The organism is Bradyrhizobium acaciae, from assembly GCF_020889785.1.
In the GTDB taxonomy this organism is placed as follows: Bacteria; Pseudomonadota; Alphaproteobacteria; order Rhizobiales; family Xanthobacteraceae; genus Bradyrhizobium; species Bradyrhizobium acaciae.
Genome location: NZ_JACMYK010000148.1, coordinates 1 through 17,672, shown reverse-complemented (window position 1 = coordinate 17,672; position 17,672 = coordinate 1). Strand labels below are relative to the sequence as shown.

The 17,672-nt window shown below is 65.4% G+C and carries 19 protein-coding genes; 8 read left to right on the top strand and 11 right to left on the bottom strand.

The genetic code is table 11. The features are described from left to right. The first annotated feature begins 158 nt into the window (after window positions 1–158). A complete protein-coding gene (locus H8A92_RS34010; protein WP_229199732.1) occupies window positions 159–1,295 on the top strand; it encodes an alpha-hydroxy acid oxidase in 1,137 nt (378 codons plus the stop codon). Between the two features lie 175 nt (window positions 1,296–1,470). Here the strand turns inward: H8A92_RS34010 and H8A92_RS34005 are convergent, their stop codons facing one another. The 6 genes from H8A92_RS34005 to H8A92_RS33980 all read right to left on the bottom strand — a co-directional run bounded on the left by H8A92_RS34005 (window position 1,471) and on the right by H8A92_RS33980 (window position 7,976). Further along, window positions 1,471–2,079, bottom strand: a complete 609-nt coding sequence (locus H8A92_RS34005; RefSeq protein WP_229199731.1) for a single stranded DNA-binding domain-containing protein — start codon at window positions 2,077–2,079, stop codon at window positions 1,471–1,473. A gap of 343 nt (window positions 2,080–2,422) precedes the next feature. Further along, on the bottom strand, window positions 2,423–3,001 hold the full coding sequence (locus tag H8A92_RS34000) for a hypothetical protein (RefSeq protein ID WP_229199734.1): 579 nt from the start codon (window positions 2,999–3,001) through the stop codon (window positions 2,423–2,425). Window positions 3,002–3,118: 117 nt separating this feature from the next. Next, entirely contained in the window at window positions 3,119–3,961 is an 843-nt protein-coding gene (locus H8A92_RS33995) for a shikimate dehydrogenase (RefSeq protein ID WP_229199730.1), read from the bottom strand. 31 nt (window positions 3,962–3,992) lie between these two features. Further along, entirely contained in the window at window positions 3,993–4,634 is a 642-nt protein-coding gene (locus tag H8A92_RS33990; protein WP_229199729.1) for a YoaK family protein, read from the bottom strand. Window positions 4,635–4,841: 207 nt separating this feature from the next. Next, entirely contained in the window at window positions 4,842–6,890 is a 2,049-nt protein-coding gene (locus H8A92_RS33985; protein WP_229199728.1) for an elongation factor G, read from the bottom strand. 177 nt (window positions 6,891–7,067) lie between these two features. Then, a complete protein-coding gene (locus tag H8A92_RS33980; RefSeq protein ID WP_229199727.1) occupies window positions 7,068–7,976 on the bottom strand; it encodes a LysR substrate-binding domain-containing protein in 909 nt (302 codons plus the stop codon). 124 nt (window positions 7,977–8,100) lie between these two features. On the opposite strand from H8A92_RS33980, the gene H8A92_RS33975 reads away from it, so the two are divergent. After that, window positions 8,101–9,033 (top strand): alpha/beta fold hydrolase, encoded by a 933-nt coding sequence (locus tag H8A92_RS33975; RefSeq protein ID WP_229199726.1) that lies wholly within the window; start codon window positions 8,101–8,103, stop codon window positions 9,031–9,033. Here H8A92_RS33975 and H8A92_RS33970 read toward each other — a convergent pair. The 3 genes from H8A92_RS33970 to H8A92_RS33960 form a co-directional block, all read right to left on the bottom strand. Then, window positions 9,030–9,512 carry a DUF992 domain-containing protein gene (locus H8A92_RS33970; protein WP_229199725.1) on the bottom strand — a complete coding sequence of 161 codons (483 nt, stop codon included), beginning with the start codon at window positions 9,510–9,512 and terminating at the stop codon, window positions 9,030–9,032. The genes H8A92_RS33975 and H8A92_RS33970 overlap by 4 nt on opposite strands. 246 nt (window positions 9,513–9,758) lie before the next feature. Next, window positions 9,759–10,283, bottom strand: coding sequence for a DUF992 domain-containing protein (locus H8A92_RS33965; protein ID WP_229199724.1), 525 nt, complete (start codon window positions 10,281–10,283; stop codon window positions 9,759–9,761). A 283-nt stretch (window positions 10,284–10,566) separates the two neighbouring features. Beyond that, entirely contained in the window at window positions 10,567–11,769 is a 1,203-nt protein-coding gene (locus tag H8A92_RS33960) for a pyridoxal phosphate-dependent aminotransferase (RefSeq protein WP_229199723.1), read from the bottom strand. Window positions 11,770–12,392: 623 nt separating this feature from the next. On the opposite strand from H8A92_RS33960, the gene H8A92_RS33955 reads away from it, so the two are divergent. From H8A92_RS33955 to H8A92_RS33945, 3 genes are all read left to right on the top strand, one after another. Next, window positions 12,393–13,046, top strand: a complete 654-nt coding sequence (locus tag H8A92_RS33955; RefSeq protein WP_229199733.1) for a glutathione S-transferase family protein — start codon at window positions 12,393–12,395, stop codon at window positions 13,044–13,046. Window positions 13,047–13,226: 180 nt separating this feature from the next. Then, on the top strand, window positions 13,227–13,403 hold the full coding sequence (locus H8A92_RS33950) for a hypothetical protein (RefSeq protein ID WP_165445896.1): 177 nt from the start codon (window positions 13,227–13,229) through the stop codon (window positions 13,401–13,403). Between the two features lie 64 nt (window positions 13,404–13,467). Next, the gene (locus tag H8A92_RS33945) at window positions 13,468–13,620 is read left to right on the top strand and encodes a hypothetical protein (RefSeq protein WP_229199722.1); all 153 of its coding nucleotides are present in this window, start codon (window positions 13,468–13,470) and stop codon (window positions 13,618–13,620) included. 13 nt (window positions 13,621–13,633) lie between these two features. Here the strand turns inward: H8A92_RS33945 and H8A92_RS33940 are convergent, their stop codons facing one another. After that, on the bottom strand, window positions 13,634–13,987 hold the full coding sequence (locus tag H8A92_RS33940) for a DMT family protein (protein WP_212016991.1): 354 nt from the start codon (window positions 13,985–13,987) through the stop codon (window positions 13,634–13,636). Window positions 13,988–14,198: 211 nt separating this feature from the next. Here H8A92_RS33940 and H8A92_RS33935 point away from each other — a divergent pair, with 211 nt between their 5' ends. The 3 genes from H8A92_RS33935 to H8A92_RS33925 all read left to right on the top strand — a co-directional run bounded on the left by H8A92_RS33935 (window position 14,199) and on the right by H8A92_RS33925 (window position 16,789). Continuing rightward, entirely contained in the window at window positions 14,199–15,014 is an 816-nt protein-coding gene (locus H8A92_RS33935; protein ID WP_229199721.1) for a PAS-domain containing protein, read from the top strand. 97 nt (window positions 15,015–15,111) lie between these two features. Then, on the top strand, window positions 15,112–15,573 hold the full coding sequence (locus H8A92_RS33930) for a GNAT family N-acetyltransferase (protein WP_229199720.1): 462 nt from the start codon (window positions 15,112–15,114) through the stop codon (window positions 15,571–15,573). 274 nt (window positions 15,574–15,847) lie between these two features. Next, a complete protein-coding gene (locus H8A92_RS33925) occupies window positions 15,848–16,789 on the top strand; it encodes an aldo/keto reductase (RefSeq protein ID WP_229199719.1) in 942 nt (313 codons plus the stop codon). Between the two features lie 175 nt (window positions 16,790–16,964). Here the strand turns inward: H8A92_RS33925 and H8A92_RS33920 are convergent. Continuing rightward, window positions 16,965–17,672: DUF1501 domain-containing protein (locus tag H8A92_RS33920; RefSeq protein ID WP_229199718.1), on the bottom strand; the 708-nt coding region annotated here is incomplete at its 5' end.

The window sequence follows — 17,672 nt, the reverse complement described above, 5'->3', positions numbered from 1 at the left end:
CAACAAGTCTTGGCAACAAGACTTGTTGCCAAGACTTGTTGCCAAGACTTGTTGCCAAGACTTGTTGCCAAGACTTGTTGCCAAGACTTGTTGCCAAGACTTGTTGCTAAGACTCGTTGCATAGAACTTGCGACATAGAAGAAGGGCCGGGAACGTCCATGAAGCACATTACCTGCATCGAAGATCTGCGCCAGCTCCACAAGCGCCGGGTGCCGAAGGCGTTTTTCGATTATGCCGATCGCGGCTCCTACACCGAGGACACGCTGCGCGCCAATTCCGAGGACCTGCAGCAGATCAAGTTCCGCCAGCGCATCCTGGTCGACGTCTCCAAGCGTACCCTCGCGACCACGATCCTCGGCGAACCCTCGGCGATGCCGCTGATCCTGGCGCCGGTCGGCCTGCTCGGCATGCAGCATGGCGACGGCGAGATCTACGCCTGCCGCGCGGCGCAGGCGGCCGGCATTCCCTTCACCCAGAGCACGATGTCGATCTGCTCGATCGAGGACATCGCGGCCGCCGTCGACAAGCCGTTCTGGTTTCAGCTCTACGTCATGAAGGACCGCGGCTTCATCAAATCGCTGATCGAGCGCGCGATCACGGCGAAATGCTCGGCGCTGGTGCTGACCGTCGATTTGCAGGTGATCGGCCAGCGCCACCAGGACATCAAGAACGGCATGACGGTGCCGCCGGAATGGTCGCTGTCGAAGCTGATCGATTTCGCGACCAAGCCGGCCTGGGTGTCCGGCGTGCTGCAAGGCAAGCGCCGCACTTTCGGCAACATCGCCGGTCACGTCAAAGGCATGGACGACATCGTCAAGCTGTCGGAATGGACCGCGTCGCAGTTCGACACCACGCTGAACTGGAAGGACATCGACTGGATCCGCTCGATCTGGCCGGGCAAGCTGATCCTGAAAGGCATTCTCGACGTCGAGGATGCCGAGCTCGCCGCCAAGACCGGCGCGCAGGCGATCGTGGTGTCGAACCATGGCGGCCGCCAGCTCGACGGCGCACCGTCCTCGATCGAGGTGCTGCCGGAGATCGCCGACGCGGTCGGCTCGCAGATGGAGATCATGTTCGACGGCGGCATCCGCACCGGCATGGACATCATGCGCGCGCTCGCGCTCGGCGCGAAGTCCTGCATGATCGGCCGGGCCTATGCCTACGGCCTCGGCGCCGGCGGCCAGGCCGGCGTCGCCAAGGCGCTCGATATCCTCGGCAAGGAGCTCACCACCACGATGGGACTGTGCGGCGTCAACACCATCGCCGAGATCGACGACAAGGTGCTGGCGGTTTAAGGGCGGAGCGGCAGCACCTCTCAACACGTCGTCCCGGGCAAGCGAAGCGCGACCCGGGACCCATAACCACAGCCGTGCGAGGTTGGCACAGCTGTGGAGACAGCCTTCTCAACAATCATCATCGGTGGTTATGGGTCCCTGCTTTCGCAGGGACGACGGCGGAGCCTGTTGAGCATCACATCGGCGGCGCAATCCCGTCGCGACCGACATTGACGCGGTTGGCTTCGAGCGTGCCGTCCTCCTTCTTCGCCGCAGCGAAGATGATGATCTTGGCGCCGGGCTTCAGTTCCGACTTGTCGCCGGAGACGAACGTGACGACCGGCGTTCCCGGCGGCACCACGACTTTCTTCTCGCCGTCCTTGTATTTCACCAGGATGTTCTGGCCGTCGGTGCCCTGCACCGTCTCGGCGACGGTGGCGTTGGTCATGGTCGAGTTGGCGCGCAAGTCCCAGGGACGAAAGCCTTCGGCGGCGCCGCGCTGATTTTCCGGGAAGATGTGAACCGCGATCGCCTTCTGCGTCCCGTCAGGCTCGGGCATCGCAGTGACGCCGATATAGGAACCGGATTTGATCTCCGACAAATCGGTCTTGGCGACGCCGAACACGGCGACGTTATCCGTCGTCCGCACCTTCATGTCGGCGCCGTCGCGCGACTTGATCGACAGCATCGCGCCGTCAACGGCCTCGATGGTGCCGCGAATGCGCACCGTCGGCGGCTGCTGCGCGGATGCGACGGAAGCAAAGGCAACGACAAGCAATGCGGCGAGTGGCAGCGATTTCGGCATGGTGTTCCTCATGGGTTTGGCTGGCTAATCAGGGAACACCGGGGAGTTGGTGGTATTCCGTGCAAGCCACAACTTCCTTGCGGGAGCGACGGCTCGCACGACAACTACGCAACGGACGAGCGGCCGTTACGGCAGTAACGGACAGGTGATGCGCTTCGGTGCTGCGCATAGCTGCCGTAGCCCGGATAGTCTACGTCGGGCAAGCGAAGCGCGACCCGGAACCCATAACCACAGCCGTGCGAGCTTACACACGGGTGCGGCCCCAGCCTTCACCAACAAGAACCATCGGTGGTTGGGTCCCGGCTTTCGCGGGGACGACGTATTGATGGAGCTTCGCAGGACATCACATCGGTGGCGTAAGCCCGTCGCGCCCGACGCTGACGCGGTCGGTCTCAAGCGAGCCGTCCGGCAGCTTCTTCATGAAGGCGATGATCTTGGCGCCGGCTTTCAGGTCCGCCCTGTCGCCGGGAACATAGGTCACGACGGGCGTATCGGGGGTGACCTGCACCGTCTTCTCGCCGTCCTTGTACTTGACCTGCAATGTATGGCCGTCATTGCCGACGACGGATTGCGCGACGGTCGCGTTGGTCATGCTGCTGTTCGGCTTCAGATCGTACGGCCGTGAGCCTTCGCCGGTGCCGCGCATGTTCTCGGGGAAGACATGCACCTCGACCGCCTTCGGCACGCCGTCGGGGCCGGGCACTGTGGTCGTGCCGATGAAGGAACCGACCTTGATGTCGGATAGCCCGATCCTGGTGAGGCCGAGCACCACCATATTCCCGGCCATATGCAGCTTGACGTCGTCGCCGCTGCGCGACTTCACCGCAAGCGTATCACCGTCGACGCTTTCGACGGTTCCGCGCACCCGCGTCGGCGTCGGCGGCTGTTGCGCAAGCGCATAAAGCGTGGACGCCGTCACCATTGCAAACGCAATGAACGGACGAACGAGATGGAAACGGCGGGCAGGCATGGTTGATCTCCGGGAGGGAACGCGGGGGGACTAACACGAGACCCCGGCCCGGAGACGCTATTCCTGGCCTCAAGTCTTTGTGAGATCGGCCTCGACATGCGCGCGCAATTCGGCGGTGACTTGCGGACGCTGCCCGAACCACAGTTCAAAGCCACGCACCGCCTGGTGCAGCAGCATGCCGAGCCCGTCGGCGGTCTTCAGGGAGCGCGCCTGTGCTGCTGCAAGCAACGGCGTCACCAGCGGCACATAGACAATATCGGAAACAACCGCGCCTGGCGGCAACAGCCCGACATCGACCTGCAACGGAGGCTGGCCGTGCTGCCCGAGCGACGTGGTGTTGACCAGCAGGCCGGCGCGCGGCAGCAGCTCACCGACCTTGTCCCAGGTCGCGGGATGAACGCGCGCGCCGAACTGGTCGGCGAGCGCACGGGCCCGGTCGACCGTGCGGTTGACCAGATGCACGCGCGCGATGCCGCGCTCGAGCAGGCCGAACACCACCGCGCGCGACGCGCCGCCGGCGCCGAGTACCAACGCGTCTTCCGTCCTGTCCCAGCCGGGCGCCGAGGCATCGAGATTGTTGATGAAGCCTTCGACATCGGTGTTGGTCGAGCGCAACTCACCGTCGGCGAACCACAGCGTATTGGCGGCGCCGATGGCGCGGGCGCGCGCGTCCGGCGCCGACAGCGCCAGCGCCTGCTCCTTGTGCGGGATGGTGACGTTGGCGCCGACAAAGCCGCGCAACGACAGGCGGAACAGGAAATCCTTGAAATCTTCCGGCGGCACCGCCTCGATCACATAGCCGCCCTCGAGGCCGAGCGTGCGCAGCCAGTAATGATGGATCAGCGGCGAGCGGGAATGGGCCGCCGGCCAACCGATCAGGCACGCGGCGCGGGTTTTGGTTGCGGAGGTCATGACCGTGACATCGGCCAAGGCGCGCGCGCTGTCAATCCGTCCGCTTCGCGGTTGCGGCAACCAGCGCACTGAGCGTGAACGCCGCGGCTGCGGCAAACCAGATCGCACCGAGGTTGATCGAGCGGTAGGCAAGTGTGCCGAGTAGCGCGCCCGCGACCAGCGCCGCCCAAAGCATCAAATTGGGCAGCCAGGCCCAACCCGCCCCGCCGGTCAGCGCGGCGGCGATCAGCTGGCCGGCCTTGACCAGCGCGCCGGTGACATAGGTCAGACCGAGCCCGGCTCCGCCCTGGAGCTGGAAAACGGCGTTCTCGAGCCCCATCGCCAGCACGATGGCCGCGACCGCGGCGTTCGGCAGGCCAAAGGCATAGGCCAACGCCGCGGCTGTCAGCAGCAGCGCCTCGACGAACAGGATCAACGGCTGTCGATGAGCCAGGGGGCTGAGCACGATCAGGCTGCCGGCCGCGGCCCCCGCAACAAACAGCACGATCAGCGCCAGCGCCTCAAGCGCATGCTGCCAGTGGCCGTCGGCCAGCGCCACGCCAAGCCGCGTCGAGTTGCCGCTCATGAAGGAGACGAACAGCCCACCTAGCTGCAGATAGCCGATGCCGTCGACATAGCCGGCAAGCGCGCTGAGCGCGCAGGCCAGCGCCAGATTGCGGCGGGATTCAAGCATGGTGGCGGAAACTGCTCTCCTTGTTCAGAACGACAATGTTCATGAAAGCGAGCAGCTTGGGAAGAGAGGAAGGGAGCGAAGCACCCTCCCCTGTCATTCCGGGGCGATGCGATAGCATCGAACCTCAAATGCGCAATTGCGCATCGGGCAATCTCGAGATTCCGGATTCGCTCGCTGACGCGAGCGCTCCGGAATGACGTCGCGTGGTCATGCCGCGTCGCGATGCGCGGCGATGATCTGGTCGGCGGCGCGGCCGGTCACTTCGGCCATACGGTCGAACTGCCGGGTGAAGGTGCCGGCGCCGGCGGTCGCCGAGCGCAGCTCCACGATGAGGTCGCCGATCTCGGCTTCCGGCATCGTCGCGCGGACACAATCCCAGCCGCTCCAGCCCTCGCGGGTGTCGAAGCCGAGGATCTGGCCGCGCCGCGCCGACAGGATCGCATTGATCTTTGCGGTGGCCTCGGTCGGGCAGACGATCTCGACCATGTGGATCGGCTCCAGCAGCACGGGCTGGCACTGCGGCAGCCCTTCGCTGACCCCCATCCGCGCCGCGGTGCGGAACGCGAGGTCGGAGGAATCCACGCTGTGATAGGAGCCGTCGGTCAGCGTGACGTCGACGTCGATCACCGGGAAACCGAGCGGCCCCCGCACCAGCGCGTCGACCACGCCCTCCTCCACGGCGCCGATATAGTTGCGCGGCACCGCGCCGCCGACCACCTTCTCGTGGAATTCGAAGCCGGAGCCGCGCGGCCTCGGCTTGATGTCGAGCACGACGTCGCCGAACTGGCCGTGGCCGCCGGACTGCTTCTTGTGCCGGCCGCGCTGGGTGACTGCCTTGCGGATGGTCTCCTGGTAACCGATCGCCGGCGGATGCGATTTGACGCTGACGCCGTAGCGGTCTTTCAGCCGCTCCTGCGCGACGCGCAGATGCATCTCGCCCTGCCCCCACAGCACGGTGTCGTGGGTGCGCGGGTTCTGGATCATCGTCAGCGAGGGATCTTCTTCGTTCAGCCGCAGCAACGCCTGGCCGAGCTTGACGTCGTCCTTGCGGTCGGTCGCTGATATCGAGATCGACAGCACGGGCGCAGCCGGCTCGATCTTGACCAGCGAGGCCGGGGCCGTCTTGCCGCTTGAGACCGTGTCGCCGGTCTTGATCGCGTCGAGCTTGCCGAGGGCAACGGCGTCGCCGACCTCCGCGGACGGCCGCTTGCTGTCGTGCCCGCCTGACACCGCAAGGATGCCGGAGACGCGTCCGCTCTCGCCGGACGAGGATTGCAGCGTTGCGCCGTCGTCGAGGCGGCCCATCAGCACGCGCGCCAGCGACAGCTTGCCGCCGTGCTGCAAATGCACGGTCTTGAACACATAGGCCAGCGCGTCCTTCTGATCCTTGATGCCGAGCCGCCTGGCTGTCTCAATGACGCCCGGCGCCTCGTGGCGCAGTGCCTTCATCAGGCGGAGCACGCCGTTCTCGCGGCTCGCAGCGCCAAGCAGCACCGGACAGATCAGCCCTTCGCGCAGTTCGCGCGCGAGATCGTCGAACACGGCATCGCGCGGTGGCTGGATATCCTCCAGCAATTGCTCCATCAGCGCGTCGTCATGGTCGGCGAGCTTCTCCAGCATCGAGAACCGCGCTTCCTTCTCGCGGTCGAGATTGCCACCTTCGAGCGCCATCACCTCAGACGGCTTGTGCTCGCGATAGACGAAGGCGCGCTCCAGTGCGAGATCGACGAAGCCTTCGATCAGATCGCCATTCCAGATCGGGATCTGGCGCAGCACCAGCGGGACGCGCGAAGCCGGCTGCAGCGTCGCAAGCGTCTCGCGGACGCGCTTGTTGGCACGGTCGATCTTGTTCAGGAACAGAAAACGGGGAATACCGAGCTCCTCGAGCTCGCGCAGGATGATCTGCAGCTGCGGCAGCTTCTTCTCGTCAGCTTCGCAGACCACGACCGCGGCATCGACCGCCGGCAACGCGGCACGCATGTCGTGCGCGAATTCGATCGAGCCGGGACAATCGATAAAGGTGTAGCTGTCACCCATAAAGGTGGTGGTGGCGGCGGTCAGGCCTACGCCCATCTTGTGTTGACGCGCCTCGGGGCTGGCATCGCCGATGGAGGTTCCGGCATCGACGCTGCCGGCCGTCTTGATGGCGCCAGTGCGCGCCAGGATCGCTTCCAGAAGTGTGGTCTTACCGCTTTGGAAAGGGCCCACCAATGCAATGCACCGTGGACCTCGGGGACTTCTGACGTCTTGTCCCATTGCCGCCTCCTCGTGTTGGAGCTCGGCCCATGATTGGGTCGGCGACCGTTCATGCTCTGCCTGCGTTTGACGTTTGGCAAGCGGGAAAACGTCGCTGCGGTGCGGCGTCGCGGGAGTTTGCGACGGCAGAGCAAAGCGCCGGCATTGTCCGGACGATTGCGTCCGTGCGACGGTTCCTCAGGGCGCAGGCGGCAAAGCAATCTCGCGCCAGCGCATCGCGATGTCGAGCAGTCGCGCTACGGCGGGCGAGACATCTTCTTCGCGCCACGCAATCGTAAGCGGAGCCGTCACCACCGGCGCAGCAAGCCGAACGTAAGCCACGCCGCGACCGCTCTGCGCGCGTGCCGCGGCCTCCGGAACGAGCGACACACCGACGCCCGCGGCAATCAGGCCGATCGCAGTTTGCAGATGAAGCACCTCCTGCGCAAGCCGCGGCGTGAAGCCCGCGACCCGGCAGGCGGCGACGATCAGGCCGGTGACCGAAGGCTCCGGGCTGGCCGGATAGAGCACGAAGGCATCGTCGGACAATTCGGCGAGCGCGATGTCGCGCCGCGCCGCGAGGGGATGCGCACGCGGCAGCGCCGCAACATACGGCTCCTCGATGATGAGCCGCTGGGCAAGACCCGGTTCGTCGAGCAGCGCCGGACGTGCCAAGCCGACATCGATCCGGCGTCGCCGCAGCGCTTCGGCGATCTCGGCCGCCAGCATCTCGTCAAGCACGAGCTCGACATCAGGACAGGCGTCACGATAGGCGCCGATGATATCGGGAAGGCCGGCAAACATGGCGGAGCCGACGAATCCGATTCCGAGCTTGCCGGCCTGACCGCGACCGACGCGCCGCGTTTCCGCAACCGCGCTCTCGAAATTTGCGAGCAGCGCGCGTGCGCGCGCAAGCAGCAGCTCGCCGGCCTCCGTGAGCCTGACAGGACGGCTATTCCGCTGCAGCAGCGTGACGCCGAGCTCCTCCTCGAGCTGACGGATCTGCTGGCTCAGCGGCGGTTGCGCGATGTGCAGCCGCTGCGCCGCGCGGGTGAAATTCAATTCCTCGCCGAGCGCCACGAAATATCGCAGGTGTCGCAATTCCATGCCGGCGATATAGCACGGCGGCCGGCGCCGGCGGCAATACGCAATAGCTCTGCTATCGTATCGAACGAGTATTGGACCGGACGCGCGAACGCGGACAGCCTGCGGCAAACCACAGGAGGTCGCAATGACGGCGCTGGAAAAAGCCTTCGCGGACGCAGCCGCGGCGGGCATCACGCAACGGAAAATCGACATCGGCGGCCTGCGCGTCAATGTCGCGCGCTTCGGCAAGGGCCCGCCGCTGCTGCTGCTCCATGGCTGGCCGGAGTTCTGGCTGGTGTGGCGTCCGCTGATGCTGCGCCTCGGCGACAGCTTCGAGCTGATCGCCCCCGACCTGCGCGGCTGCGGCGACACCGGCAAGCCTGTGCCGGGACCTGACGCGTCCGCGACGGCGGAGCGCCACGCGCTGGATATGTTCGCGCTCATGGATGCGCTCGGCCATGACGGCTTCGGCGTGGTCGGCGGCGATCTCGGCGCCTACGTCATGCAGGCGATGTCGCATCATGCCCCGCAGCGGCTGACCGGGACGCTTTATCTCTGCACGCCCTATCCGGGCCTCGGCCAGCGCTACGGCCAGCCCGGCCACCTGATCGAGGTCTGGTATCAATACTTCCAGCAGCTGCCATGGGCGGCGCAATTGGTCGGAAGCTCGCGCGAAACATGCCGACTCTACTTCCGCCATTTCCTCGACCACTGGTCGGGCGACGATCCCGCCGTGTTCGGCGACCTGCTGGACGCCTATGTCGACAACTTCATGAAGCCGGGCAACATCCAGGGCGGCTTTGACTGGTATCTCTCGTCCGCGCCCAATCGTCGGCTCTGGCTGGAAGGCAGACTGCCGGCACGACCGCGCATCGACGTGCCATCGCGCTTTCTCTGGGGCCGCCGCGATCCGCTGATCGCGCCCGAATGGTCGGACAGGCTGGGCGACTACTGGAGCGAACCTTCGATCAGGTTCGTCGACACCGGGCATTATGTTCACGCCGAGGCGCCCGGGATCGTCGCCGAAGAAGCCCGCGGCTTCTTCGGCCGATTGGCGAACGGAGTGCCCGCAAGTTAGCGCCCCGGACGCAACTCCAGGCTCTCGAGGCCGGCGGCGACGTTGACGCCGACCTGGCCCTGCACGCTGAGCGGCTGCAGGGCGATGGTGTTGTCGGAACCGCCGACCAGCACATTGCCGCCGACGCCGACGCCGAGCGTCGCGCTGCCCTGCGCGCCGGCATAATTGCCGGAGAGCGCAGCCGGCCCGAGCCGCTCCACCGGTGCGTAGACGCCCCAGGCCAGCGCCGATTCCTGGGTGATGCCGAGATCGATGCCGACCTTTTGGATGGTCGCGATGTAGCGATCCTCAGGCAGGCCGTTGGCGCGGAACACGCAACCGAGATGGGTGACGGAACCGACGATGAAGCCGACGCTCGCGCCGCCGCGGCATTCCAGGACGCCGACTTGTACGCGCTGGCTCGGCTGTTGGGCGTTGGCGCCAACGATTGCGGTTAGCGTGGCAATGGCAGCACCGGCGAGGAGAGTGAAGCGACGCATGTTGGGGAGTCTCCGGCTAGAGAGGCATGACGCGAGCAGAGAACAGAACGGCGCCGTGTCTGCGGCGCCGTTCGCATCCTATGCCATAACATCGAACGGTCGGCCAGAATTAGCGGTGCTCGACCACCGATTGTTGCCGGATGTGGCGATGGTGCTGCCGCGCGACCACGCAGAACCTGTCAACAAGCGACAGACAACAAAAAGAGGCCCGCTTTCGCGGGCCCCTTTGATCGAACACCGGCCGAATTAGTGGTGGTGGTGGTGATGACGGTGATGGCGATGATGCCGGCGCGGACCGTAGGCGACCGGCTCGAGATCGATCCCGGCGATGCCGGCCGCAACGTTGAGGCCGGTCTGGCCCTGCACGCTGATCGGCTGCAGCGCATAGGCGTTGTTCGGGCCGCCGAACAGGAAGTTACCGCCGGCGCCGAGGCCGACCGAAGCATTGACGCCGACGCCGCCGTAGCTGCCGGCAAGCGCACCGCGCGGGAGCTGCGTGGTCGGCGCGCTCACGGCCCAGGCGAGCTGGGTCGTCGCGGTGACGCCGAGGTCGACGCCGATCCGCTTCACGGTCGCAACATAGGGCTCCGGCCGACGGCCGCCGCTCTGGAAAACGCATTCGAGGCGAGCGACGGAGCCGACGACGAAGCCGACGTTCTCGCCGCCCTGGCATTGCAGGACCCCGGCTTGAACCTGCTGGGGCGCCGCGTTGGCGGCGGCGAACGGCGCCAGCGCCGCGAGCGCTGCAATGGCGAGGGTAGAAAGTCGCATGGTCTGTCTCCGGAAGGTGAACTGAACTGAATTTGTGCGGCGGACACAAAGGAAGGCTCGTGTCCAAAACAAGGCAGCGCGCAAAGAGGCCGTAAAAAACTCCCGCGTGTGGCAATGATGTTCGCACACGCGCGCGTGAGGTGAGCAGCTTGTGATTTGACTCTGTGCTTTTACCGGCCCGCGAGATGAACACACAAACAGAAACGCTCCCGCACGTGGTGCGAGAGCGTTTCTCGTTTCGAAGCTGCTTGGTTCGAAGTCTCTTGCTTCGAAGTTTTCTGAATTACCTCAGGTTACCGCAGAAGCGCTGGATGCGCTTGCAGGCATCCTCGAGATCCGAGGTCTTGGTGGCATAGGAGATGCGGAACGCCGGCCCGAGACCGAATGCCGATCCCTGCACCACGGCAACGCCTTCGCTCTCGAGCAGCTCGGTGACGAACGCTTCGTCATTGTCGATCACCTTGCCGGTCGGCGCGGTCTTGCCGATCGTGCCGGCGCAGGACGGATAGACGTAGAACGCGCCTTCCGGCCGCGGGCACTCGATGCCGTTCGCCTGGTTGAGCATCGACACCACGAGGTCGCGACGCTCCTTGAACACCTTGTTGTTCGCGGCGATGAAGTCCTGCGGACCGTTGAGCGCCTCGACCGACGCCCATTGCGCGATCGACGACGGGTTCGAGGTCGACTGCGACTGGATGGTCGCCATCGCCTTGATCAGATGTGCCGGACCGCCGGCATAGCCGATGCGCCAACCGGTCATGCAGTAGGCCTTCGACACGCCGTTCACGGTCAGCGTGCGATCGTAGAGGGCCGGCTCGACCTGCGCTGCCGTTGTGAAGACGAAGTCGTCATAGACGAGGTGCTCGTACATGTCGTCCGTCATCACCCAGACGTGCGGATGCTTGACCAGCACGTCGGTGAGCGCCTTGAGCTCGCTCCTGGTGTAGGCCGAGCCCGTCGGGTTCGACGGCGAGCACAGGATCACCCACTTGGTCTTCGGCGTGATCGCCTTCTCGAGATCTTCCGGGCGCAGCTTGAAGCCGGTCGAGGCCGGGCAAATCACCGGCACCGACTCGCCGCCGGCCAGCGCCACCATCTCGGGATAGCTGACCCAGTACGGCGCCGGGATGATCACCTCGTCGCCGGGATTGATGGTCGCCATCAGCGCATTGTAGAGCACCTGCTTGCCACCGGTGCCGACGATGATCTGGTTCGGCTTGTAGCTCAGCCCGTTCTCGCGCGAGAACTTGTTGATGATGGCTTCCTTGAGCTCCGGAATACCGCCGACATCGGTGTACTTGGTCTTGCCGGCCTCGATCGCGTGGATCGCAGCCAGCTTGATGTTGGCGGGCGTGTCGAAGTCAGGCTCGCCGGCGCCGAGGCCGATGACGTTGCGGCCCGCGGCTTTCAGCGCGCGTGCCTTGTCCGTCACCGCGATCGTCGCGGACGGCTTCACACGGTCGAGCGCAGCGGACAGGAAGGCCATTATCATCTCCTGGCAAACGTCGTGAGCGGTTGGGCCACGACTTGATTTGAATGGGATCGCGGCACCCTAGGCCTCTCGCCGCTGCATCGCAAGAAGCTTGGCGGTAGAGCACGAAAACTTTCGCGCATGGCTCGCAACATGCGCAATATTCCGCAAGTTCCGGAGCCCAAAGGCTCATATCCGGCAAGCCCGGCGACGGCCGCTGCAGCCTTGCCGGCAAGGCCTGTGGCGACATGCGCCAGCGCGAATTGCTCCGAGGACAATGTGCCGTACGGCACTTGCCTGACGGTGCCGACGACAGGCCATCAGGCGCAGCTGCCGGCCGGCACGTCGTGCGTTAACGCTTGTAGATTGCAGCGCGTTGGCCATACGGCACCTATGGTATCGACCGGCACCGTGCACAGCGTCGCGCAGGCGTGATCCGAGTTGTTCTGCCGTGTTGATGGAATCGTTCTGCACGCGTGCAGTGCGGTAGACGTTTCGACTTTTTCCACTCCACGGGGCTTGCGACGCACTCCCGTCGGCATCATTGTTTAGCGGCGTTGCGGTGTGACAGGCCGCGCAATTTCGAGCGTACCGTTTCCCTGCAGCCCGTCTTCCTTGATCGTGTGAACACCGACGCAATGTACAAGCTCTATTCGATGCAGCGCTCCGGCAACAGCTACAAGGTCCGGCTCGCGCTTGCCGTGCTGAACACGCCGTACGAGGCGATCGAGATCGACATCCTGCGCGGCGAGAGCCGCACCCCGGACTTCCTGGCCAAGAATCCGAGCGGCCAGGTGCCGCTGCTCGAGGTCGCCGAAGGCCGCCATCTCGCCGAATCCAACGCCATCCTCTGGTACGTTGCGGTCGGCACGCCGCTGGCGCCGGAATCGCGGATCGATCGCGCCGAGGCGCTGCAATGGATGTTCTTCGAGCAGCACGCGCTGGAACCGAATATCGGCGCCGCCTATTTCTGGCTGTCGCTGGTCAAGGGCGGGCGCGACCTGCAGACCCACGCGCTGGAGGACTGGATGGAGCGCGGCTATGCGGCGCTTCAGGTGATGGAGAATCACCTCAAGGACCACGCCTATTTCGCCGCCGGACAGCTCACCGTCGCCGACATCGCGCTCTACGGCTACACCCATGTCGCCGATCGCTGCGACTTCGACCTGACGACCTTTCCATCGATCCGCGCCTGGCTGAAGCGGGTCGAGCAGTCCCCCGGTTTCGTCCCGATGGATTGGCAGCCCGGTCCCGAGGCCGAGCCTCAGGCCCGCCTGGTGGCAGGCCTCTGAACAGCTCGGCCTGAATAGCGGGAAGAGCGGGGAAATTGCCCAAATAGCGGGCAAAACAGCCTCAACGGCCGCACTTTGGCCATTTTCGAAAGACTCCGCCGCCGCAATCTTGCCCGTGACGATGGGCAAATTCGCTCGGATGTCGCGAGTGATTCGCTCGCGGCCTGAGGGATTTAGACCATGACACGGTGGTCCGGCACGGCAGGCTTCCACGGCCGCCCTGCCCCAGTGGCATCATCCCGGCTGACGAACGCGATCGCCGCGTCGCTCGCGCTTGGCGCGCTGACGCTGTGCCTGGTCGTCGCCGTGACGGTGCTGTCGAGCAACATCGGCATGGCAATATCGATCCCGGCCTAATCAAGCAGATTCCCTTGGGCACCTGATCCGCGGCACGGCGCGAGAGAGACAGCGGCGCGACATGATGAAGACTCCAGTCGGACTTGTGACTGTGACGCTGTCGGCGGCGATCCTGCTGGCGGCATCGCTCTTGATCGTGACCGGCACGCAGGGCGAAGACCGCGCCCACCCCGCGCAGGTGATGACACCTTCCGCCAAGCAGGCCCCGCGCCACTAGAGCCGTTTCGGCTCTAGCTCCATTTGTGGAAGATGAAGAACGCGCCGGCGGCGATGAAGGCGAAGCCGAGCGCGTGATTCCAGCCCAGCGGCTCCTTCAGATACAGTACCGAGAAGCCGGCGAACACGACCAGCGTGATCACCTCCTGCATGGTCTTGAGCTGCGCCGCGCTGTAGACCGCGCTGCCCCAGCGATTGGCCGGCACCGCCAGCCAGTATTCGAAGAAGGCGATGCCCCAGCTCACCATGATGACGAGGGGCAGCGAATGATCCTTGAACTTGAGATGGCCGTACCAGGCGAAGGTCATGAAGACGTTCGAGGCAAACAACATCAGGATCGGCAGCAGCGAAGGCGAAATGGCGGGCATCGATGTCCTCTTGCAAGCAAAGCACGCGGTAACCCGCAGGTCCGGAACCGGGTTCCATGCCGATCTGCATATCATTTTATTTGAAAGCAGCGAAAGCTGGCTCGGCCCGGGCAAGGCCCGCTTAACGGTCGGAACGGAAATGCCGGCGCCGTTGCGGCCCTGTCGTCAAACTAACGCCTTATCGTTTGTTCGGCAGATAGCGAGAACGCGCATGCGGTTCGACTGGCGTGCAATTTCAGGTCCGGCCCTGACGGCGATCACGGCGCTTGCCGCCTTCCTGATCGATCGTCTCGTTGTCGCCGTCCCCAATCCTGCGCCGCTGTTCGTCTGCATCGTGGCGCTGGCGAGCTCGATCAGTGGCATCACCTCCGGGCTGATCTCCGCTGCTATCGCGGTGGCCGGTTCGGCGCTGTTCTTCCTCGATCATCGCGCGCTGCCCGGCTACGACATGGCCGACGTCGCGCGGATGCTGCTGCTCGCGGTCACTGCTGCCGGCACCGCCTTGATCACCGGCATGCTGCGGCAGAAATGGATCGACGCCTTTGCCGCCGACCAGCAGCATCACGCCACGTCAGAGCGGCTCGCCGCCGCGCTCGACCAGGTCGACATCGGCATCGTGCTGCTCGACGCCGACACCCGCGCCGAATTCATCAACCGCGCCTTCCGCGATTACTTCGCGCTGTCCGACGCCCAGGCCGACAGCAAGCCGCCCTTCGTCGCGCTGATGTATCATGGCCGCGACACCGGTGCGTACGAGCTGCCGGAAGATGAACTGAGCGCATTCATCACCGATCGCATCGCGATGATGCGATCCGGCGATTCCACGCCGATCAACCTCAATCTCGCCGACGGTCAGGTGCTACGCTTCAGCTGCACGGCGCTGCCCGACGGCGGCCGCATGCTGAGCTACACGCCGGTGACCGACCTCGTGCGGCACACCGACGATCCCGCCCGAGCCGACGAGTATCGCGCGCAGCGCGCCGGGCGCGAACGCCATCTGGCGCGGCTGCTGCGCGCCGCCGAGTGAGGCGCGACCGCCCGATTGATCCCGCACATTGCCGACGATAGAACATTGCAAGCGATGCGCAGGCATCGCGCAACGCAGGATCATGCAAGGACCGTTCATGTCCGACGACGTCACCATCCGCTTCGTCACATCAGACGATTACGCCCAATGGCTTCCCCTGTGGGACGGCTACAACGCGTTCTATGAGCGTTCCGGACCGACCGCGCTCGCGCCCGAGATCACCGCGATGACGTGGCAGCGCTTCTTCGACGCCTACGAGCCGGTGCATGCGCTGGTCGCCGATGCCGGCGGCAGGCTGCTCGGCCTGACGCACTATCTGTATCACCGCTCGACCACGGCGATCGCGCCGACCTGCTATTTGCAGGATCTCTTCACCAGCGAAGCCGCGCGCGGCAAGGGCGTCGGCCGCGCATTGATCAACGGCGTCTACGCGCAGGCAAAGCTTGCGGGGTCGCCGCGCGTCTATTGGCAGACGCACGAGACCAACCACACCGCGATGCAGCTTTATGACAAGGTCGCGGACAGGCCGGGCTTCGTCATCTATCGCAAGGTTCTCTGAGCGCGCACGCGCGGCCTGTGGATTGAGCAAAGATGTCACCGGCGCGTTACAAAGCCCGGCTACGCTTCGCCTCGCGTAAGATCAGGCCCCCCGTCTCAGATCTTCGCCAAGCGGTCCCCGTCAGTCGCCGCGTCTGACCGGGACCGCTTTTTTTGCGACGTAGCAAATTTTGCGACAGTGCCATGCGTGACCGACGGTAGGGCGGCACCTTGCCGCCCTTCGGCGCGCTTGTCACAATGCGCGGCGTCCCTCGCCTATCCCACAGGATTGTCTCATGGAAATACGTAATCTCGGCGGCTCCGGCCTGCGCGTGTCCGCGGTCGGCATCGGCTGCAACAATTTCGGCCAGCGCACCGACCTGGAAACCTCGCGCAAGGTGATCCACAAGGCGATCGATCTCGGCATCACGCTGTTCGACACCGCCGACATCTATGCCGGCATGGGCGGCTCGGAGACCGTGCTCGGCACCGTGCTGGGCGATCGCCGCAAGGACATCGTGCTCGCCACCAAATTCTCCAAGCCGATGGCAACCGACGGCACCAGGCAGGGCGCCTCGCGGCGCTACATCATGTCGGCGGTCGAGGCGAGCCTCACGCGGCTGAAGACCGACTACATCGATCTCTACCAGCAGCATGATTACGACCCGCTGACGCCGATCGACGAGACGCTGCGCGCGCTCGACGATCTCGTGCGCCAGGGCAAGGTGCGTTACATCGGCAACTCCAACTTCCCGGCGTGGCGGATCGCGGAAGCCGAATACGTCGCGCGCGAGATGAACGTGAACCGCTTCGTGTCCTGCCAGGACGAATACAGCCTCGTGGTGCGCGGCATCGAGAAGGACCTGCTCCCGGCAGCGCAGCAGTATAATCTCGGCCTGCTGCCGTTCTTCCCGCTCGCCAGCGGTCTGTTGACCGGCAAGTACCAGCGCGGCACCGCGGCGCCCGCCGACACCCGCTTCGCCAAGGCGCCGGCCCTCAGGGATCGCTACGTCACGCCGCGCGACGAGGACATCGTCGAGCAGCTGCAGGCCTTCGCCACGGAGCGCGGCCACACCATGCTCGAGCTCGCCTTCTCCTGGCTCGCCGCCCGCCCGCAAGTCTCAAGCGTCATCGCCGGCGCGACGCGTCCCGAGCAGGTCGAACAGAACGTCAAGGCGATCAGCTGGAAGCTGGGCGCGGAGGAGATGGCGGAGATCGACCGGATTACGAAGGTGTAGGCCCCGCTGAGGCTACGGCCACAACTGTCGTCCCTGCGAAAGCAGGGGCCCATAACCACAAATGCTTGTGGTGATGCCGCGTGGAGCCACAGCGTGCTCCAACACTACCAACGGTGGTTATGGGTCCCGGCGCGCGCTTCGCTTGGCCGGGACGACACTGCGGTCGGGGCGAGTGCTAGGCCACCAACCCCTTCATCGGCTTCACCGGGGCGCTGTCCGGAAACACCGCGTCGGCCAGCACGCGCTCGCCGAGGCCGAACTGGTCGTGCAGCACGCCCTTGATCACGGCGCGCAGGTCGGTGGCCGGGGCGAGATCGCGAGCCTGGTAGAGATTGGCTGGCTTCAGGCCAGGCCAATCGGTGATCATGCGGCCGCCATTCACCGCGCCGCCGGCGAGCAGCGCGATGGTGCCGGTGCCGTGGTCGGTACCCTCGGTGCCGTTGATGCGCGCGGTGCGGCCAAACTCGGTGGCGACCACGATCACGGTGTCGCGCCAGCGCGCGCCGAGACCGCTCTGGAATTCCGCCAGCGCGCCGTCGAGACCGCCGAGCAGTTGCGCGAGGCGGCCGACCGGCCCGCCTTCGTTGGCATGCGTATCCCAGCCATCGAAGGCCAGCGCGCCGATCCGCGGGCCGTCATCGGCCGCCATCAATTTGGCGGCGCCGCGCGCCACCAGGCGCATCGCCGCCACGCCGCCGCCGCCGGGCTTCGGCTTCATCTCGTCGCCCTGCGCCTGCTTCTCGAGCTGCAAGCCTTGCGTCAGCGCGCGCGCCAGCGTCGGATCGCGGTGCTGATAGAGATCGAGCAGCCGCATCGCGGTGTCGTCGGCGGCCTGCGGCAGTGCGGTCGGCGCCCAGCCGACGGTCGGTGCCGCGCCGCGCAG

Coding starts and splice junctions, on each gene's coding strand:
- H8A92_RS34000 (WP_229199734.1), bottom strand. CDS start 3,001: ATGGTGACGGCGTCCACGCTTTATGCGCTTGCGCAACAGCCGCCGACG.
- H8A92_RS33985 (WP_229199728.1), bottom strand. CDS start 6,890: ATGGGACAAGACGTCAGAAGTCCCCGAGGTCCACGGTGCATTGCATTG.
- H8A92_RS33970 (WP_229199725.1), bottom strand. CDS start 9,512: ATGCGTCGCTTCACTCTCCTCGCCGGTGCTGCCATTGCCACGCTAACC.
- H8A92_RS33965 (WP_229199724.1), bottom strand. CDS start 10,283: ATGCGACTTTCTACCCTCGCCATTGCAGCGCTCGCGGCGCTGGCGCCG.
- H8A92_RS33990 (WP_229199729.1), bottom strand. CDS start 4,634: ATGCTTGAATCCCGCCGCAATCTGGCGCTGGCCTGCGCGCTCAGCGCG.
- H8A92_RS33955 (WP_229199733.1), top strand. CDS start 12,393: ATGTACAAGCTCTATTCGATGCAGCGCTCCGGCAACAGCTACAAGGTC.
- H8A92_RS33925 (WP_229199719.1), top strand. CDS start 15,848: ATGGAAATACGTAATCTCGGCGGCTCCGGCCTGCGCGTGTCCGCGGTC.
- H8A92_RS33960 (WP_229199723.1), bottom strand. CDS start 11,769: ATGGCCTTCCTGTCCGCTGCGCTCGACCGTGTGAAGCCGTCCGCGACG.
- H8A92_RS33995 (WP_229199730.1), bottom strand. CDS start 3,961: ATGACCTCCGCAACCAAAACCCGCGCCGCGTGCCTGATCGGTTGGCCG.
- H8A92_RS34005 (WP_229199731.1), bottom strand. CDS start 2,079: ATGCCGAAATCGCTGCCACTCGCCGCATTGCTTGTCGTTGCCTTTGCT.
- H8A92_RS33950 (WP_165445896.1), top strand. CDS start 13,227: ATGACACGGTGGTCCGGCACGGCAGGCTTCCACGGCCGCCCTGCCCCA.
- H8A92_RS33980 (WP_229199727.1), bottom strand. CDS start 7,976: ATGGAATTGCGACACCTGCGATATTTCGTGGCGCTCGGCGAGGAATTG.
- H8A92_RS33975 (WP_229199726.1), top strand. CDS start 8,101: ATGACGGCGCTGGAAAAAGCCTTCGCGGACGCAGCCGCGGCGGGCATC.
- H8A92_RS33945 (WP_229199722.1), top strand. CDS start 13,468: ATGAAGACTCCAGTCGGACTTGTGACTGTGACGCTGTCGGCGGCGATC.
- H8A92_RS33930 (WP_229199720.1), top strand. CDS start 15,112: ATGTCCGACGACGTCACCATCCGCTTCGTCACATCAGACGATTACGCC.
- H8A92_RS33940 (WP_212016991.1), bottom strand. CDS start 13,987: ATGCCCGCCATTTCGCCTTCGCTGCTGCCGATCCTGATGTTGTTTGCC.
- H8A92_RS34010 (WP_229199732.1), top strand. CDS start 159: ATGAAGCACATTACCTGCATCGAAGATCTGCGCCAGCTCCACAAGCGC.
- H8A92_RS33935 (WP_229199721.1), top strand. CDS start 14,199: ATGCGGTTCGACTGGCGTGCAATTTCAGGTCCGGCCCTGACGGCGATC.